Annotated in this window: 15 protein-coding genes; 8 read left to right on the top strand and 7 right to left on the bottom strand. The window is 65.5% G+C overall.

The window, feature by feature from the left end; all coding sequences use genetic code 11:
• The first annotated feature begins 108 nt into the window (after positions 1 to 108).
• The 4 genes from C8J42_RS15300 to C8J42_RS15285 all read left to right on the top strand — a co-directional run bounded on the left by C8J42_RS15300 (position 109) and on the right by C8J42_RS15285 (position 1,919).
• On the top strand, positions 109 to 798 hold the full coding sequence (locus C8J42_RS15300) for an EI24 domain-containing protein (protein ID WP_133020758.1): 690 nt from the start codon (positions 109 to 111) through the stop codon (positions 796 to 798).
• Complete coding sequence (locus C8J42_RS15295) at positions 795 to 1,166, top strand: hypothetical protein (RefSeq protein WP_120301281.1); 372 nt, start codon at positions 795 to 797, stop codon at positions 1,164 to 1,166. Before C8J42_RS15300 ends, C8J42_RS15295 begins: the two co-directional genes overlap by 4 nt.
• A gap of 209 nt (positions 1,167 to 1,375) precedes the next feature.
• Positions 1,376 to 1,615, top strand: a complete 240-nt coding sequence (locus C8J42_RS15290; protein ID WP_132833633.1) for a hypothetical protein — start codon at positions 1,376 to 1,378, stop codon at positions 1,613 to 1,615.
• 82 nt (positions 1,616 to 1,697) lie between these two features.
• A complete protein-coding gene (locus C8J42_RS15285; protein WP_132833634.1) occupies positions 1,698 to 1,919 on the top strand; it encodes a hypothetical protein in 222 nt (73 codons plus the stop codon).
• A gap of 39 nt (positions 1,920 to 1,958) precedes the next feature.
• On the opposite strand, the gene egtD is transcribed toward C8J42_RS15285, so the two are convergent.
• The 4 genes from egtD to C8J42_RS15265 all read right to left on the bottom strand — a co-directional run bounded on the left by egtD (position 1,959) and on the right by C8J42_RS15265 (position 5,228).
• The gene (gene egtD / locus C8J42_RS15280; protein WP_133020757.1) at positions 1,959 to 2,936 is read right to left on the bottom strand and encodes an L-histidine N(alpha)-methyltransferase; all 978 of its coding nucleotides are present in this window, start codon (positions 2,934 to 2,936) and stop codon (positions 1,959 to 1,961) included.
• Positions 2,936 to 4,204 (bottom strand): ergothioneine biosynthesis protein EgtB, encoded by a 1,269-nt coding sequence (egtB, locus tag C8J42_RS15275; RefSeq protein ID WP_133020756.1) that lies wholly within the window; start codon positions 4,202 to 4,204, stop codon positions 2,936 to 2,938. Before egtB ends, egtD begins: the two co-directional genes overlap by 1 nt.
• 48 nt (positions 4,205 to 4,252) lie before the next feature.
• A complete protein-coding gene (locus C8J42_RS15270; protein WP_133020755.1) occupies positions 4,253 to 4,837 on the bottom strand; it encodes a cob(I)yrinic acid a,c-diamide adenosyltransferase in 585 nt (194 codons plus the stop codon).
• 160 nt (positions 4,838 to 4,997) lie between these two features.
• Complete coding sequence (locus C8J42_RS15265; RefSeq protein ID WP_056052241.1) at positions 4,998 to 5,228, bottom strand: twin transmembrane helix small protein; 231 nt, start codon at positions 5,226 to 5,228, stop codon at positions 4,998 to 5,000.
• An 83-nt stretch (positions 5,229 to 5,311) separates the two neighbouring features.
• Here C8J42_RS15265 and C8J42_RS15260 point away from each other — a divergent pair, with 83 nt between their 5' ends.
• Positions 5,312 to 5,662 (top strand): DUF3147 family protein, encoded by a 351-nt coding sequence (locus C8J42_RS15260; RefSeq protein ID WP_133020753.1) that lies wholly within the window; start codon positions 5,312 to 5,314, stop codon positions 5,660 to 5,662.
• 269 nt (positions 5,663 to 5,931) lie between these two features.
• On the opposite strand, the gene gluQRS is transcribed toward C8J42_RS15260, so the two are convergent.
• On the bottom strand, positions 5,932 to 6,786 hold the full coding sequence (gene gluQRS / locus C8J42_RS15255) for a tRNA glutamyl-Q(34) synthetase GluQRS (RefSeq protein ID WP_133020751.1): 855 nt from the start codon (positions 6,784 to 6,786) through the stop codon (positions 5,932 to 5,934).
• 89 nt (positions 6,787 to 6,875) lie between these two features.
• Here gluQRS and C8J42_RS15250 point away from each other — a divergent pair, with 89 nt between their 5' ends.
• From C8J42_RS15250 to ppc, 3 genes are all read left to right on the top strand, one after another.
• A complete protein-coding gene (locus tag C8J42_RS15250) occupies positions 6,876 to 7,442 on the top strand; it encodes an HNH endonuclease (RefSeq protein ID WP_056052248.1) in 567 nt (188 codons plus the stop codon).
• A 25-nt stretch (positions 7,443 to 7,467) separates the two neighbouring features.
• Positions 7,468 to 7,842 carry an EF-hand domain-containing protein gene (locus C8J42_RS15245; protein ID WP_133020750.1) on the top strand — a complete coding sequence of 125 codons (375 nt, stop codon included), beginning with the start codon at positions 7,468 to 7,470 and terminating at the stop codon, positions 7,840 to 7,842.
• A 93-nt stretch (positions 7,843 to 7,935) separates the two neighbouring features.
• Positions 7,936 to 10,611 carry a phosphoenolpyruvate carboxylase gene (ppc, locus tag C8J42_RS15240; RefSeq protein WP_133020748.1) on the top strand — a complete coding sequence of 892 codons (2,676 nt, stop codon included), beginning with the start codon at positions 7,936 to 7,938 and terminating at the stop codon, positions 10,609 to 10,611.
• A gap of 151 nt (positions 10,612 to 10,762) precedes the next feature.
• Here ppc and C8J42_RS15235 read toward each other — a convergent pair whose 3' ends face one another.
• Both C8J42_RS15235 and C8J42_RS15230 read right to left on the bottom strand, forming a co-directional pair.
• The gene (locus C8J42_RS15235) at positions 10,763 to 11,152 is read right to left on the bottom strand and encodes an acyl-CoA thioesterase (protein WP_165895509.1); all 390 of its coding nucleotides are present in this window, start codon (positions 11,150 to 11,152) and stop codon (positions 10,763 to 10,765) included.
• Positions 11,149 to 13,203 carry a S9 family peptidase gene (locus tag C8J42_RS15230; protein ID WP_133020745.1) on the bottom strand — a complete coding sequence of 685 codons (2,055 nt, stop codon included), beginning with the start codon at positions 13,201 to 13,203 and terminating at the stop codon, positions 11,149 to 11,151. The genes C8J42_RS15235 and C8J42_RS15230 overlap by 4 nt, the downstream gene beginning before the upstream one ends.
• Positions 13,204 to 13,341 lie beyond the last annotated feature (138 nt).

The following is a 13,341-nucleotide window of genomic DNA, read 5'->3' as shown; positions in this document are numbered from 1 at the left end:
GCGTCCGCGGGGGAACAAGACAAGGTCGGGCTGTCGAACAGCCAAAACGACGGAGGCACGGCGGAAACGCGCGTTGACCTTCCCCTGCCCTCGCGCCATCCCGAGCCGATGCTCCGCGCGCTCCTCCTTTCGCTCGGCCAACTTACCGATCCGCCCGTGCTCCGGGTGTTCGTCAAGTCGATGGTCGTCACGCTGGTTGTCTTCGCGCTGCTCGGCGTTGGCACGTGGTGGGGTACGCAAGCCGCACTGGCCGCGTGGCTCGACTGGCATTCCGGCGGACTCGCGGCCGTGTTCGCGCTGTTCGTCACGATCCTGGCCTTGTGGCTGCTGTTCCGAGCGGTCGCGATCGCGGTCGTCGGGATCTTCGCGGATGAGGTCGTGGAGGCGGTCGAGGCTCGGCATTATCCCGACGCGCTGCGCACCGCCCGGCCCGTGCCGTTCGCACGGAGCCTCGCGATGGGGTTACGCTCCGCTGCGCGCGTCGTGCTCGTCAACCTGGTGATGCTGCCCATCTACATCGCGCTGCTCGTCACCGGGGTCGGGACCGCGGCCGCGTTTTTCGTCGTCAATGGCTGGCTGCTGGGACGCGATCTTGGTGACATGGTTGCGGCACGACACATGGACGCAACGGCGATGCGAGGCTGGCGTGCGACGACCAAGGGGAGCCGGTTCGTGCTGGGGCTTGCGAACACCGGGCTGTTCGTGGTTCCGGTCCTCAACATCGCCGCGCCAGTGCTGGGGGCCGCGATGGCAACGCATTACTTCCACAGCCAGTATTCTCGCAAAGGCCGACCATGACGCGATTGACCACTATAGCCATCGCGCTGGCACTCGGTAGCGGACTGGCAGGCTGCGCCGCACCGATCGCGAAACCTGCGGTCGGACGCCCGGCGATCCCGTATACGAGCGTCGGCCTGGAACGCGTGCTCGGCCAGGATGCCGCCGGCCTGACCAAGCTGTTCGGCCAACCCGACGCCGACGTTCGCGAAGGCAGCGCGCGAAAGCTTCAGTTCCAGAGCGGGATCTGCGTGCTCGATGCATATCTCTATCCCAAGGGATCCGATGCCCCCCGCGTGACGTATCTCGACGCAAGAGAACCCGACGGCAGCACGATCGATCGTGCGAGTTGCGTCGCGGCGCTGACGCGACGGGAAGGCGGAAAGTGACGCACGGTCGCGCCGTCCGGCGAAGTTTCCGCATAGGACGTATGCGGTAACGATCGATCGCATCAGCCGCTCGGATGGAGCAACAGGTTCATGAGATCGGTTCACCGCGCCGCCGCCCAAAGCGATCGCATACCGCCGGCCGGCCCTATGGACGACCGCGCCGCCACGGCTCACGACGGTGATCCACCGGGGGGCCGGAGTCAGTAATCGTGTTGAAGACCATGTGGAATATGCCCGCAAAGGTAGTGCGCGAGCATGCGGCGAATGAAGAGGACATCGGCAAGTCGGTTGCCAGCGGCTCGCTGCAGGAGATGGTCCGGGCTTTCGACGGCTATGACGACGCCGAAGCGGCAGGCCTGATCATCCAGTGCGCGGGCCGCGACCGGCCGATCACCTGGGAGGAAATTCGGGACCTGCGACGTGCCGATGCCAAGAGTGCCACGGCCTGACGAACGTCAAACGTCCAGCCGGTTCTGGACTCGGCGCGGCTGAGCGTTATGGCGCCCGAAGACCCGATAGTGAAAGAAGATCATGGCAGCGACCGTCATTACCCCAAGCGGCCCCGGCGCGATGGAAGCTGGCCTGATTCTCGACGAAGACGGCCAGCGCTTCGTCGTGCTCACGTTCAAGGAACCGGGGGGCGAGCCGACGCTGGTCACCTTCACGGTTCCGATTTTCCAGCATTATGTCGAGCATCTTGTCCGCACCGCCGCATCGGCTGACAATGAGGCCAACTGGGGTATTCCCGGCTGAGCCTAGGTGGCGGGTAACTCGTCCGGAACAGGCCCTGCCTCAGGGCGCGGGGCGCTCCACCTGGGCCTCGGCCAGATACACGCCGAACAGCCCCTCGGGATCGGTCCACGCCGCCACCGGCGTCCATCCACCGGACCGCAGCAGGATCCGCGCATCCCGCGCGCCATATTTATGCGAGTTCTCGGTGTGGATCGTCTCGCCCGCAGTCATCTCGAACGATCGCCCGTCGACGGTAAACGCGACGTCCCGCGTCGCCTCGAGGTGCATCTCGATCCGTGCGCGATCGTCGTTCCACACGGCTTTGTGTCGGAACGCGTCGACCGGGATGTCGCCGTCCAGTTCGCGGTTGATCCGCTCTAGCAGGTTCAGGTTGAACGCCGCCGTCACGCCCTGCGCATCGTCATACGCGGGCACTAGCACGTCTTCACCCTTGATCCGGTCCATCCCGATCAACAGCATCGCGCCGACACCAAGCGAAGACCGCATCGCGCGCAGCAGGTCGACCGCCATCAGCGGAATCATGTTGCCGATCGTCGATCCCGGAAAGAACCCGAGCTTCGGCGTATCCGCGATCGTCTTCGGCAGGCTCAGGGGCCGCATGAAGTCCGCCTCGAACGGCAGTACCAACAGGTCGGGGAACTGATCGCCCAGCACCTTCGATGACTCCCGCAGGAAATCGCCGGAGATGTCGATCGGAACGTATACCGACGGCGCTACGGCATCGAGCAGGATCGGCGTCTTGGTCGACGATCCCGAGCCGAACTCGACGACCGCACGCCCTTCGCCTGCAAGCGTCGCCACTTCGGCGCAGGCCGTCTCGAGGATCGAACGCTCGGTCCGCGTCGGATAATATTCGGGCAGATCGGTGATCTTCTCGAAGAGTTCCGAGCCGCGCCGGTCGTAGAACCAGCGCGCCGGGATCGCCCGCGGGCGCCGGGCAAGGCCGTCCAGCACGTCCGCGCGGAATTGCGGGTCGGCGAGCGTCTGCTGGCCGTCCTCGATCTCAGGCTTTAACATCAGATATCTTTCGCGAGACGCACGCCGGTAAACTGCCACCGTTGGTGCGGATAGAAGAAATTGCGGTAGCTAGGCCGGGTATGGCCACGCGGCGTGGCACAGCTGCCCCCGCGCAGGATGAACTGCGAGCTCATGAACTTACCGTTATATTCGCCGACTGCACCTGCCGCGGTCACGAACCCAGGATACGGCCGGTACGCGCTGCCGGTCCACTCCCATACGTCGCCGAAGAACGCCGGGCCATTCGCCGCCGGCCGAGGCTCGACAGGCCCCGCCACGTCCATCTGGTTGCCACCGTTCGCGTCATGCGACGCCGCCGCAGCCTCCCATTCGAACTCGATCGGCAACCTTGCGCCAGCCCAGCTCGCATACGCATCCGCCTCAAAGAAGCTCACATGAGTCACCGGTGCCGCCGGATCAATCGCGCGCCGCCCGTCGAGCCCGAACCGCGTCCAGCCCGCCTCGCCCTGTTCCCAATACAGCGGCGCGACGATGCCCTCGGCCTTCACCCACGCCCAGCCATCCGCCAGCCAATGCCGCGCTTCGCTGTAGCCGCCGTCGGCAATGAACGCCGCCCATTCGCCGTTCGTCACGGTCCGGTCGGCGATCGCATGCGGCACCAGCAGGGCGGCGTGACGCGGTCCCTCGCAATCGAACGCGAACCCGTCGCCGTCATGCCCGACCTCGACGATCCCGCTCTCGCGCGCGATCCAGCCGATCGGCCCCGGCATCTCGACCGGCACTTTCCGCGGTGCCGGCCACATCGCCGGCTCCAGCGGGTTCTCGGAAAACATGTGGAGGATGTCGGTCACCAGCAATTCCTGGTGCTGCTCCTCGTGATGACACCCGAGCGCAACCAACGCCTGCGCATCCGCCGACAACCCCGGCAACGCATCGAGCAGCGCCGCATCGACATGCGCGCGGTACGCCCGCACTTCGTCGAGCGACGGCCGCGTCACCATCCCGCGCCGATCGCGCGCATGGCGCCGCCCCTCGGCCTCGTAATAGCTGTTGAACAGGAACGGGAACCGCTCGTCGTGCAGCGCATAACCGGCGACATGATCGCGCAACACGAACGTCTCGAAGAACCACGTCGTATGCGCCAGATGCCACTTTGTCGGCGACGCGTCGTCCATCGACTGCACCGTCGCATCTGCATCCGACAGCGGCGCGGCGAGCGCCAGCGTCAACGCGCGTACGGTCGAGAAGCGTTCGCTCAAATCCGACGGAGGAGCGGGGGTGAGATCGGGACGAATAGGCTGCGGCATCGGTCATCCTTCAATGCGTCGCCCAGTACCGCAACGCGCGAACGCCGATCACGCCTGCGCGCGCGTAGCCCCCGGTCGCCATAGAACGTCGCCGGCCCCGTTTTGGTTCACCGCCCGCGACGCCACGAACAGGAAATCCGATAGCCGGTTAACATACGCTAATGCCGTGGGATTCAGCGGCATATCGTGAGTCGCCGCAACCGCGGATCGCTCCGCGCGCCGAGAAATCGCCCGCGCCAGATGCAGCGCGGCGGCCTGCGGCGATCCGCCCGGCAGGATGAAACTCCGCAACGGCGCGAGGTGCACGTTCATCGCATCGATCTCGCGTTCCAGCCGCTCGACCTGCGCCGGAACGATCCGCAGCACCATCTCCGACGGTGCAAATCCGTCGTCGGTCGCAGGCGTCGCGAGGTCGGCGCCAAGATCAAACAGGTCGTTCTGGATCCGCTCCAGCGCAGCGGCGAGCGGATCGTCGCCGAGCGCCACTACCGCCAAACCAATGGCGGAGTTCGCCTCGTCGACATCGCCGATCGCCTGCATCAGTGCGCTGGCCTTCGACACCCGCGAGCCGTCGACCAGCCCCGTCGTGCCGTCGTCACCGGTTCGCGTATAGATCTTGTTGAGCTTGACCATTTTTATCCACCAACACCAAGACCCGTCGTGCTGACGAAAGTCAGGAACCAGAGCCCAGAGCGCATCTGCAATTACTCTGGATCCTGACGTTCGTCAGGATGACGGACGCATATCAACGCCAGCAGCGACCGAACCGCGTAGGTGGGCGCAGCCTCTTTCCCTAGTTCCGCCCCGCCGCGAACAGGATCACGACGACGATCAGGATCGCCAGCGCCTGGAAGAAGATCCGCTGCTGCATCATCCGATTCGATTTCAGCGACGCCGCGCTCGGGCCATTGCCGTCGCGGACCTGCGCCGTCCCCTCCTGCAGGAACGACACGACGCCCCGCACCAGGGCCACGACGGTCGCGATCATCGCCGCGATCAGGAGGATGACGAGGAATGTGTTCATGAACGGAATGTAAGCGCACCGGCTGTCGCTAGCAATGGCTGTAGCAGTGTTGCGGAACCCTTCGTGATGCGTGCAAATGCTGCATGTTATACTTGACGCTGAAAGCCCTGATTTCCGGCATTCTTATCGCCGCCGCCTCGGAGATCGCCAAGCGCTATCCCGGCTTTGGCGCGCTGGTCGCCTCGCTGCCATTGGTGTCGGTGCTAGGCATGATCTGGCTCTGGCGCGACAAACCTGATCCACGGACGATGGCCGCGCACGCCGGCGCGACCTTCTGGTACGTGCTGCCGTCGCTGCCGATGTTCCTGCTGATCCCGGCGCTGCTCCGCCACGGCGCGCCGTTCTGGGTATCGCTGGCGGCAGGGTGCGTCCTGACGATCGCGCTGTACGCGGCGATGACCTGGGCGGCGCCAAGGCTGGGGATCGAGCTGTAGCCCATTCCAACTCAGAGCGCCCCCCGGCGAAGGCCGGGGCCCAGTTGGAAAGGTCGCAGTAACGAAGCGCAGCGATCAGTTGGCGACGTTCCCCAACTGGGCCCCGGCCTTCGCCGGGGTGGTGCCGCGTTACGGGCGGCGTACCCTCCTCCTTGTTTCCCCGCGAAGGCGGGGACCCAGTCTGGGCTCCCGCCTTCGCGGGAGAACAAGGAGGCATAGGCTGAGATCCGTTTCTTAGCACACCTTGCTTCTGACTCGGACGCTGACGATCAGCAGCGTGAGACGGCCGCGATCACCCCACCCCGCACCCGAGCCGCCAGCACCACCCCATCCTCCCCCGCCGCCCGCATCTCAGCCAGCGACAAAGCCCCATCCCGCTTGGCCAACCGCCGCCCCGCCGCATCCACCACCAACGCATGATGATGATAGCGCGGCACCGGCAACCCCAGCAAAGCCTGCAAAACCCGGTGCACATCCGTCGCCGCGAACAGGTCCACCCCGCGCACCACATCCGTCACCCCCTGCGCCGCATCATCCAGCGTGACCGCCAGATGATAGCTCGCCGGCGCATCCTTCCGCGCCAGCACGACATCCCCCTGCGCCAACGGATCGGCAACAACCGTCCCCGCAATCGCATCGTGCCACGAAAGCACGCCGGTAATCGCCCCAGCCTTCGCCATATCGAGCCGCCAGCAATGCGCCAGATGCGCACGCGCAGCGACCTCCTCCGCGCTCAGACCGCGACACGTGCCCGGATAGACCGGCCCGACATCCCCCTGCGGCGCCGACGCGCTCGCCGCGATCTCCGCCCGCGTACAGAAACAGGGGTAAACCAGCCCGCGCGCCTTCAACGCCTCCAGCGCAGCCTCATATGTCGCCAACCGCTCCGACTGAAACACCAGCGAGTCCCACCGTAACCCAAGCCACGTCAGATCTTCCAATATCCCCGCGACGAATTCAGGCCGACTCCGCGTCCCATCGATATCCTCGATCCGCAGCAGGAACCGCCCGCCCCGCTCCCGCGCATAGTCGTGCGCGCGGATTGCAGACACCGCATGGCCCAGGTGCAACCGCCCCGTCGGGCTCGGCGCGAACCGCGTTTCGACCGGTCCGTCGCTCAGCATGCTTGACCGACCGCCACGCGCCGTGCTGTCATGCAGACGTCATCGCTGTCGTCCATAGGGCGCTCTGCGAAGCCTGAGTGGGAGGAGCCGTGTTTCACCCCGATCTGATGCGTCATCCGGATGGTTGTCCGGCGCTTGTGCTCAATGCCGATTACACGCCGCTTTCCTACTATCCGCTCAGTGTCTGGCCGTGGCAAACCGCGGTCAAGGCTGTCTTTCTCGACCGTGTCGACATCGTCGCCACCTATGAACGCGAAGTCCGCAGCGCCAATTTCGCGCTGAAGCTGCCCTCGGTGATCGCGCTCAAGCAGTTCGTCCGACCGTCGCAATTTCCCGCCTTCACTCGCTTCAATCTGTTCCTGCGCGACAAGTTCACCTGCCAATATTGCGGCAAGCTGCGCGATCTCACCTTCGACCATGTCGTCCCCCGCGCGCAAGGTGGGCGTACCACGTGGGAGAACGTCGTCACCGCCTGCTCGCCCTGCAACCTCAAAAAGGGCGGGCGTACGCCGAAACAGGCGGCGATGCCGCTGCATATCGAAGCGATCCGCCCGACCAACTGGCACCTCCAAGAACACGGCCGCAGCTTCCCACCCAACTACCTGCACGACACGTGGCACGACTGGCTCTATTGGGACATCGAACTCGAGGCCTGACGGCATCGATACGACGGGAGATTCTATGCAGGTGAAACTGGTAGCGGCGCTCGCCGCGACGGGAATTCTGGTGTGCGCGTGCAGCGACAAGGACGCGCAGCGCGCGCAGGCTGATCGCAATGCGGCCGGCTTCGTCCCGCCATCGGTCACCTCGCGGCTCGATTTCGGCGCCAGCATGGAACGGCGTTTCCGTACGCTCGACCGCAACGGCGACGACCGCATCACCAAGGACGAACTGCCTTCGCCGAATGCACGGATCAAGGCGTTCGACCGCAACAAGGACGGTATCATCACTGCGATCGAATGGAGCGAAGGCACGCTCGCCTGGTTCGACCGGATGGACCTGAACCACGACGGCACGGTGACGTCGGAAGAGCGGGCGGAGTCGCGCAAGCGCTGATCAGCGCAATTAAGTGTCGACGACGACCGGTTCGACGCGACAAATATACCGCATGAGGTTGACCTGATCCCTGCCGCAGCGCAGCAGGGAGTCATGGCAAGCCTCCCCGCAATCGCGAACAATTCCGACATCCGGTTCCTCGGCAAACTGCTCGGCGACGTCATCCGCGCCTATGGCGGCGAACGTCTGTTCGAGGCGACCGAGACGATCCGAAAGGCGTCGGTCGAGCGTCACCGCGACGTCTCCGAGGGCAAGGCGCGCGACGACCGCGCGGTCGACCTCAGCCTCGAAAAGCTCAGCCTGGACGAGACGCTCGATTTCGTCCGCGGCTTCATGCTGTTCTCGATGCTCGCCAATCTCGCCGAGGACCGCCAGGGCATCGCCGCGGAGGACGGCGCCGACCTCGCCTCCGCGATCGCCCAGCTCGAATCCGAAGGCATCGACCGCGCCCAGATCCGCACGTTGCTCGACCACGCACTGATCGCTCCCGTACTCACCGCACACCCGACCGAAGTGCGGCGCAAAAGCATGATCGACCACCGCAACCGCATCGCCGAACTGATGGCGTTGCGCGATCTCGACCGCGACACCACGCCGGATGGCGACAGCGTCGACGACGCCATCCTCCGCCAGATCGCGCTCCTATGGCAGACGCGCGTCCTGCGCCGTGACCGCCTCTACGTCACCGACGAGGTCGACACCGCGCTCAGCTATCTCCGCGACGTGTTCCTCCCCGCGCTCCCCGCGCTCTACCAGCGCTGGGACCGCGCACTCGGCGAACGCACGCCCAGTTTCCTGCGCCCCGGCAGCTGGATCGGCGGCGACCGCGACGGCAACCCCTATGTCACCGCCGACTCGCTCAAGACCGCACTGTCGAAGGCGAGCGAGGCCGTGCTCGGCTATTATTGCGACGCCGTACACACGCTCGGCGCGGAACTCTCGATCTCGACCGAGCACGCCCCCGCCGATGCCGCGGTGCAGGCGCTCGCCGACGCCAGCGGCGACGATGCCGCCAGCCGCAGCGACGAACCCTATCGCCGCGCGCTCTCCGGCATCTACGCCCGCCTGTCCGCGACGCACGACGCACTTGCCGGCAAGCACGCCCCCCGCCCCGGTCGCCTCACCGGCGAACCCTATGCAAGCCCCGCCGATTTCCGCGCCGATCTTGTCACACTCGCGCATGGCCTCGGCATCGCGCTCAAGACCGGCGGCGCGCTCGGCCGACTGATCCGCGCGGTCGAGACGTTCGGCTTCCACCTCGCAACGCTCGACCTTCGCCAGAACAGCGCCGTCCACGAACGCGTCGTCGCCGAACTGTTGAAAGTCGCCGGCGTCGAGGATGATTACCTCGCGCTAGACGAGGACGCCCGCATCGCGCTGCTCCGCCGCGAACTCGCCAACGCCCGCCCCCTCACCTCGCGCTTCGCCGAATATTCGGAGGAAACAGCCGGCGAACTCGCGATCGTCCAGGCCGCCGCCGACGCGCACGCCGCCTACGGCCCGGCGTGCATCACCAACTACATCGTCTCGATGGCGCAATCGGTCAGCGACCTGCTCGAAGTGAACCTCCTGCTCAAGGAAGTCGGCCTCTATCGCCCCGGCGAAACCCCGACCGCGGCGATCATGGCGGTCCCGCTGTTCGAGACGATCGGCGATCTCGAAGCCGCCCCCGCCGTCATGACCGCCTGGTTCGCGCTCCCCGAGATCGCGACGATCTCCAAGGCACGCGGCCATCAGGAAGTGATGATCGGCTACTCGGACAGTAACAAGGACGGGGGATATCTCACCTCCACCTGGCAGCTGTCGAAAGCCTCGACCGCGCTAAAACCCGTCTTCGCGGCAGCCGGCGTCGGCATGCAGCTGTTCCACGGCCGCGGCGGCGCGGTCGGGCGCGGCGGCGGCTCCGCCTTCCGTGCTATCCGCGCGCAACCCTCGGGCACCGTCCAGGGCCGCATCCGCATCACCGAACAGGGCGAAGTGATCGCCGCGAAATACGGCACGCGCGACGCTGCGATGACCAATCTCGAAGCGATCGCGTCGGCCACGCTGCTCGCAAGCCTCGAACCCGAACGCCTGTCCAACGCCGACAACGCCAGCTTCTCCGCCGCAATGGACACGCTCAGCGACACCGCATTCCACAGCTACCGCGACCTCGTCTACGGTACGGAAGGCTTCCGCACCTTCTTCCGCCAGATGACGCCGATCGCCGAGATCGCCGGGCTCAAGATCGGCAGCCGCCCCGCCAGCCGCACCAAGTCCGACCGCATCGAAGACCTCCGCGCGATCCCCTGGGTGTTCAGCTGGGCGCAGGCGCGCGTCATGCTCCCCGGCTGGTACGGGGTCGGTCGCGCAATCGCCGATTTCGAGGACAAGGCGCTGCTGAAGGACATGGCGCAAGGCTGGCCGCTCTTCGCCTCCGCGCTGGCGAACCTGGAGATGGTGCTCGCCAAGTCCGACATCGGCATCGCCGAACGTTATGCCGGGCTCGTCGAGGACGACAAACTCCGCGAAATCTTCACCACGATCCGCGACGGCTGGCACCAGACCCACGACGGGCTTTTGCAGGTCACCGGTCAGTCGCGCCTGCTCGAAAAGCACCCCGCGCTGGACGCCTCGATCCGCCTCCGCCTCCCCTATATCGAGCCGCTCAACCTGCTCCAGATCGAACTGATCAAACGCCGCCGAGCAGGCGAGGACGACCCGCGGATAGGCGAAGGCATCCTCCTATCCATCAACGCCATCGCCACGGCCCTGAGAAACAGCGGCTAAAAACTCCCTCGCCCCTCCGGGGAGAGGGAAGGGGCCCGCCGCGCTTGCGGTGGGAAGGGAGAGGGGCGTGAGGCTCGGGGCGGTTCATCCCAACGCCCCTCACCCTTCCGCTCCTGCGTCGCTCCCTCCCTCTCCCCGCAGGGGAGAGGGACTAGGAGTAAAACGGCGCAGCGACATCTTCGCGCACCCTCATCAACCGCCCAGTCGCGCGGTCCAGCAAAGCCCAGGTCGTAACCGCCTCGAGCTTTACCTTCCCGTCACCAACAAACCGCACATGCCGATCGAATCGAGCCCCCTTCGGCGCCCCCTCGACCCACGTCTCGCCCGTCACGGTCTCCCCCGAAACGACACTCCCGCGGTAGTCGATCTCATGCCGCGTCACGACCCACACATACGCCAGCTTGTGTTCAGCCGGCGCCACAGCCTCCCAATGCGCGGTCGCGATGGCCTGGATCCACTGCACCCAGACCGCATTGTTCACATGCCCAAGCTCGTCGATATCCGCGTCCTGCGCCGTGATCGAGAGCGTGAACCGGCTCACCCCGCGACGCCCAGCTGCCACAGCACGAACGCGTGTTCCTCCGCGCCCTCGCGCAGCGATTCGAACCGCCCCGACTTGCCGCCATGCCCCGCGCCCATGTTGGTCTTGAGCAACAGCACGTTATCGTCGGTCTTCATCAACCGCAGCTTCGCCGCCCACTTCGCCGGCTCCCAATAGGTCACCCGCGGATCGTTCAACCCGCCGCTAATGAACATCGGCGGATAAGCCTGCGCCTTGACGTTGTCGTACGGCGAATAGGAGCGGATCAACTCGAACGCCGCCTCATCCTCGATCGGGTTGCCCCACTCCGGCCACTCGCCCGGCGTCAGCGGCAGGCTCTCGTCGAGCATCGTGTTGAGCACGTCGACGAACGGCACGTCCGCGATCACCGCGCCCCACAGCTCGGGATCGGAGTTGACCACCGCTCCCATAAGCTCGCCGCCAGCGGACCGCCCGGCGATCGCGATCTTCCCCGCCGACGTCCACTGCGCGTCGACCAGCGCTTTCGCCACATCGACGAAATCGTTGAACGTGTTCGCGCGCTTCTCCAGCTTGCCATCGAGATACCATTGCTGGCCCAGATCATCGCCACCGCGGATATGCGCGATCGCATAGGCGAACCCGCGATCGAGCAGGCTCATCCGCCCGGTCGAGAAGCCCGGCGGGATCGCATAGCCGTACGCGCCATACGCATAGAGGAACAACGGCGCAGACCCGTCGCGCACGAACCCCGCCGGATACACGATCGAGACCGGAATCTCGGTCCCATCCCGCGCGGTGATCTTCAACCGCTCGGTCGCGTATTTCGCCGCGTCATAGCCGCTAGGGATTTCCTGCACCTTGAGCATCGTCCGCTCACCGGTATCGACGTCATAGTCGTACACCGTCCCCGGCGTGACCATCGACTCATACCCGAGCCGCAACACCGTCATGTCGTATTCGGGATTATCCCCCAGCCCGGCGACATAGCTCGCTTCGGGGAAGTCGATCCGCTTGCCCTCGGTCGGCGTCTCGTACCGGTGGATCGCGATCTGATCGAGACCGTCCTCGCGCCCATCGACCACGAAGAAGTCCTGATAACACTCCACGCCGGTCATATAGAAATGCGGCGAGGCCGGGATCAGCTCGCTCCACGCATCCGGCTCCTCGACCAGCGCGGTGCAAAGCCGGAAATTCGGATCGACGTCGTTGGTATGGATGAACAGCGTCCCGTCATGCTCGTCCACATCATATTCGCGGCCCACCTTCCGCGCCGAAACGAGGATCGGCACCGCCAAAGGCTCGTGCGCAGGCAGCAGGTACAGCTCGCTCGTCACATGATCGCTGGTCGCAATCACGATCCACTTGCGCGAACTCGTCTCGCCGACGCCGACGCGAAAGCCCTCGTCTTCCTCGTGGAACAGCACAACGTCCTCGGAGATCGGCGTCCCCAGCCGGTGGAACCGTGCATTGTCGGTCCGCCACTGCTCGTTCGCCAGCCCGTACAGGAAGCCCGCATCGTCCGCGGTCCAGACGATCTCGCTGAGCATCCCCGGAATCACGTCGGGCAGATGCTCGCCGGTATCCAGGTCCTTGACCCGAACCTCGAACCGCTCGCTCCCGTTGTCGTCGATCGCATACGCCAGATAGCGCCCGTCATTGCTGATCGAGAACGCCCCGAGCCGGAAATACTCGTGCCCCTCCGCCAGCGCCGGCTCGTCGAGCAACAACTCGTCGTCACCGCCCGCGACGGGCTTGCGCCACCATTTCTTGTACTGCCCGCCGGTCTCGTACGCGGTCCAGTAGAGCCAGTCGCCATCCTTCTGCGGCACCGAGGATTCGTCCTCCTTGATGCGCGCCTTCATCTCTTCGTAGATCGTGTCGGTGAGCGCTTCGTGCGGCGCCATCTGCGCTTCGAAATACGCATTCTCGGCAGCGAGATACGCGAGCACGTCGGCGTCATCGACCTCCGGATAGTTCGAATCCTTCAGCCACGCATACGGATCCTCGATCGTCACGCCATGCGTGGTGAAGCTGTGCGGCCGCTGTTCGGCAATGGGGGGCGTGGTCATGCCGGTGTGTTAGCCGTGCGGGGGGAGGATGCCAAACGCTGTGGTATTGGCAAGAACCGATCCCCGCCGCAACCACCACCCCGGCGAAGGCCGGGGCCCAATTGAAAAGGTCGCAGTAACGGCGCGCAATCCCTCGTT

It is taken from the genome of Sphingomonas sp. PP-CE-1A-559 (assembly GCF_004340965.1).
Classification (GTDB): domain Bacteria; phylum Pseudomonadota; class Alphaproteobacteria; order Sphingomonadales; family Sphingomonadaceae; genus Sphingomonas.
This window is presented reverse-complemented; position numbering and strand designations above follow the sequence as displayed.